Source organism: Massilia sp. CT11-108, from assembly GCF_047302915.1.
Taxonomy (GTDB): domain Bacteria; phylum Pseudomonadota; class Gammaproteobacteria; order Burkholderiales; family Burkholderiaceae_D; genus Telluria; species Telluria orientalis.
Window position 1 is genome coordinate 1 of the sequence record NZ_JBKYMO010000499.1, and the last position, 3,946, is coordinate 3,946.

At 65.6% G+C, this 3,946-nt stretch carries 5 protein-coding genes; 2 read left to right on the plus strand and 3 right to left on the minus strand.

What is annotated here, in order from left to right:
- Positions 1–257, minus strand: a 257-nt coding sequence (locus tag ACEN88_RS26180) for a hypothetical protein (protein WP_413344373.1), incomplete at its 3' end; no start/stop codon positions are given.
- A 520-nt stretch (positions 258–777) separates the two neighbouring features.
- Here ACEN88_RS26180 and ACEN88_RS26185 point away from each other — a divergent pair.
- Both ACEN88_RS26185 and ACEN88_RS26190 read left to right on the plus strand, forming a co-directional pair.
- Entirely contained in the window at positions 778–1,347 is a 570-nt protein-coding gene (locus ACEN88_RS26185) for a lipocalin family protein (protein ID WP_413344374.1), read from the plus strand.
- Positions 1,348–1,440: 93 nt separating this feature from the next.
- Positions 1,441–2,346, plus strand: coding sequence for a helix-turn-helix domain-containing protein (locus tag ACEN88_RS26190; RefSeq protein WP_413344376.1), 906 nt, complete (start codon positions 1,441–1,443; stop codon positions 2,344–2,346).
- Here ACEN88_RS26190 and ACEN88_RS26195 read toward each other — a convergent pair whose 3' ends face one another.
- Positions 2,347–2,895 carry a DUF2058 domain-containing protein gene (locus ACEN88_RS26195; protein ID WP_413344378.1) on the minus strand — a complete coding sequence of 183 codons (549 nt, stop codon included), beginning with the start codon at positions 2,893–2,895 and terminating at the stop codon, positions 2,347–2,349. It lies immediately after the preceding gene.
- Positions 2,896–2,965: 70 nt separating this feature from the next.
- Positions 2,966–3,946 (minus strand): alpha/beta hydrolase family esterase (locus tag ACEN88_RS26200; protein WP_413344380.1); only part of this gene is annotated, 981 nt, incomplete at its 5' end.

The window sequence follows — 3,946 nt, forward strand, 5'->3', positions numbered from 1 at the left end:
GTCAGCGCGGCGATCTGGTTCGTCTTCATGGCGGCCAGATCGGCCGTCTCGATCGCGGCGACCTGGTTCGTCGTCAGGGCGCCGACCTGGCCGGTCGTCAGGGCGCCCGCCTGGTTCGTCGTCAGGGCGGCGATCTGCGTGGTCGTGAGGCCGGCCGAGATCTGGGTCGTGGTCAGGACAGCCAGGTCACGGGTTTCGATGGCCTGCAATTGGTTGGTCGTCAACGCACCAAGCTGCGTCGTCGAAAACGCAGTCATGTCGGAGGTCGCGAGAGCGACGATTTGGGAAGTAGTCAGCGCCTGTATCTGGGCGGTGCTCATTCCGGTGATAACTGATGCCATGGTCGATGAACCTTTAATATATTGAACGTTGTCCGAATGATCGCCGCCCGATGCGCGATATCAGTGAAAGACTATTTCCCTAAGGATACATTTTATTGGTGCGCTTACGAATGCTTTACGGCAACAAACCGGCCAACTTGAGGCATTTTCGGTTGTTTTTTCTCCACAACGCTCTCTCAACCACGCTTTTTATCCCTTCGATAATTCATCCGGATCGGCTTTTCCAGCCAAGCGGCGCTTGACGTTTCTTGCGTTGCCGTTAGGAAATTGCTTTCGGCAGAAGAGAAAGGCGACAGCCGAACGCCTGCCATTAAGTCCGCAGGGCAACTTTCTTGCAATTCAATGGAGTTGGCAAATTAATAATCGATTGGCGACGGGCGACGGCTCGGGCGAGGTTGTCGTACGATAGACACAGTCCCGTTCAACCACGTATCCCATGCTCCCGAATACTCGCCTGATCCTCTTGCTGCTCGGCCTGCTCGGCGCCAGTGCGACGCTGCTCGCCGCCGAACGCGGCGCCCGTTCCGCGCCCGTGACGCCGGTTCCCAGCCTCGACGTGCCGCGCTACATGGGCGCCTGGTATGAAATTGCAAAATACCCGAACAGGTTTCAGAAACAATGTGCCAGTAACACGACGGCGCATTACAGCCTGCAGCCGGACAAGACCGTGCAAGTCATCAACCGCTGCCGCCGCGCGGACGGCACCATCGACGAGGCGGTGGGCACGGCGCGCCAGCTGGGCGGCCCCACGTCGCCCACGCTGAAGGTCCGGTTCGCGCCCGCCTGGCTGTCGTTCCTGCCGATGGTGTGGGGCGACTACTGGGTGATCGACCTCGACCCGAACTACCAGCTCGCCGCCGTCAGCGAGCCGGGGCGGGACTATCTGTGGATCCTGGCGCGCACCCCGACCGTGTCGCGCCAGGCGTACGGCGCCCTGCTCGAGCGGCTGGAGCGGCAGGGGTTCGATTTGAGCAAGCTGGAGATGACGCCCCAGGCGGCGTACTGACAACACTCGGCGGCGGCAGCAGCGGTAAACGCTTGCCAACGGCATGTTATTTACGGAAACTAGTTATTTCAATTTTGTAAATGACTGCCGTTGATGTCGAAGACCGCCGCGCGCGTGTCGCGCCTGTATGAAGTGATGGACCTGATGCTGGACTCGGTCGGCGATCCGCTCGCACTGAAATCGCTGGCGGCGTCGGCCAGTTATTCGTCGTTCCACTTCGACCGCATCTTCCGCGAGCTGACGGGTTTCTCGGCCGTCGAATACCAGCGCAAGCGCCGCCTGCGCCGCGCCGCCCACCTGCTGCGTCACGAGCCGGACGTCCCGATCGTGCGCATCGCCCAGGATTGCGGCTTCCCGTCGAACGCGGCGTTCGCCAAGGCGTTCAGGCAGCAGTTCGCGATGTCGGCCAAGGCGTGGCGCGAGGGAGGATGGCGCGACTACATGGACCAGCAGGTCGGCCGCGAGAGCGACGTCAGCTTCTTCGTCGCCGAGCCGGACGACCTGGAAGCGATCCTGGCGCCGTACTGCCCACCCGAACCGGGCACGATCGCCGCGCGCATCGCCGTGCGTAACCTGCCGGCGCTGACCTTGCGCTACCAGCGCTTCTTCGGCCAGTCCGGCGCGGCGCTGTCGTTCGCCTGCCACGACTTCATCCAGGAACGCGAGAAGGCCGACGGCCTGCCCGCCAGCACCCCGTGGTACGGCGTGTTCGACGAAGACCCGGGTTTTACGGGCGAACGGGAATACTGCTACGACTTCGGGTGCGCGGACGATACCGTGCTCGATCCCGGCCTGGGATTACGCGTCCTGCCGGCCGGCACCTACGCCTGCCTCGACTTCGACGACGAATGGCCGCGCTTCCGCTCCATGTACGAGGACTGGCTCGACAAGCAGGCCGTCTGGCGCCTGGACAGCACCCGGCCGCACATCCAGAAGGTCGAACGCACGCCCGAGGGCCGCTGGCGCGGCTGGCTGGCGCTCCCGGTCAAGAAACGCTGATCACCAGTCGAAGTCGTCGGGGATCTTGAAGTCTTTATACGGATCGTCCTCGCCCGCCGCGACGGCTTCGGCCGCCTTGTTGACGCGCACGACGCGCTCCGGCGCACGTTCCGCGATCTTGTCCGCGATCACGCGCGGCACCAGCTCGAAGCCGCCCGCGTGGGCGACGATGGACAGGCGCCCCGCCACCAGGTGGTCGCGCACGAGGCTGGAGACGTGGATGCGCTCGATCTTGGTGCCGATCGTGAAGTTGTAGACGACGTCCAGGTTGCCCTTGCCCTTGGGCTGGCGGTTCACCTGGATCATCTGCGCGATCTGCGCTTCCACCGCCTTCGCGGCGGCGGCCGCATCGCGCTCGGCATTCAGGGCACGCGCGCGCTCGGCCTGCTGGCGCTGGGCCTCGAGCACCGCCTCCTTCGTCTCGTTGACGCTCTGCACGCCCGTGCGGCGCTCGATCTTCTGCTGCTTGGCTTTTTCCTGGTTGACGACCTTGACCTTCTTCTTGTCGACCAGCCCGGCCTTCATCAGCTGCTCCTGCAGGGAAACCATCCTTGACTCCATCAACGAACGTGGGAATCCTCCAGCATAGCAAACCTGACGGCTTCGCAACAGCGGTCGATCAGCCCGCCGGCTGGGCCAGGAAGAAGCGCAGCATCTCGGCCGACGCGTTCGGCCCGGACGCATCCGTGTACGAGCCGGCCGGATCGCCGCCCGCCCAGGCGTGACCGGCACCGTGCACGACCCAATGTTCCGCCACCGCGCGGCCGTCGTCGTCCAGCGCCGTCGTGCGCGTGTGGCCGCGGCCCGAACCGGCCGTGCCGCGCTCCTCGATCTCGCGCACGGTCCCCTCGCCCAGGAACTGGCGGACCAGCACCTCACCGTTGGACGGATGGACGACGGCGTCCTGGTCGCCATGGAACACGATCAGCGGCACGCGGCGGCGCAGCGTCCGGCTCGCGCCGTGCAGGTGCTTGCCCTTCATCGCGTTCAGCCCCGACATCAAGTCGCGCGCGGCGCCGACCGGCAGGCCGGAATGCACGCCGACGGCCGCATACAGCTCGGGATACGCGGCGCCCATGACGGCCGCCATCGCGCCGCCCGCCGACAGGCCGGCCACATAGACGCGGCGCGGGTCGGCGCCGTATTCGTCCACGATCTTGCGCGTCATGCCTGCGAGCACGGACGGCTCGCCCTGCTCGCGCGCCTGGTGCGCGGCGTCGAACCAGTTCCAGCAATTCGAACTGTTGGCGCCGCGCTCCTGGTCCGGGTACAGCACCAGGCAACCGTGTTCTTCCGCGAGCCGGTTCATCGCGGTGCCGGCCGCGAAATCGGCGGCGTGCTGCTGGCAGCCGTGCAGCATGACGACGAGCGGCCGCGGCCCGGATGCCGCTTTCTCCGGCACATACAGGCGGTAGCGGCGCGTGCCCGCTGCGTTGCTGAACGAGCCTTCGAGAAATTGACCAGGTGCGTCAGGCGTCACCGGTCGCGGACTCTTCCGCAAGCCGTCGAAGCGCGCACGCCAGTCGACGGACGGCGAGGTGCCTTTCGCGGTGGCCGGACGGCGCAGCCAGTCCGGCACGCCGTTCAGGTCGGCGAACGG

Excerpts from the sequence above, each read along its gene's own strand:
- ACEN88_RS26185 (WP_413344374.1), top strand. The coding sequence starts at position 778 with ATGCTCCCGAATACTCGCCTGATCCTCTTGCTGCTCGGCCTGCTCGGC.
- ACEN88_RS26190 (WP_413344376.1), top strand. The coding sequence starts at position 1,441 with ATGTCGAAGACCGCCGCGCGCGTGTCGCGCCTGTATGAAGTGATGGAC.
- ACEN88_RS26195 (WP_413344378.1), bottom strand. The coding sequence starts at position 2,895 with ATGGTTTCCCTGCAGGAGCAGCTGATGAAGGCCGGGCTGGTCGACAAG.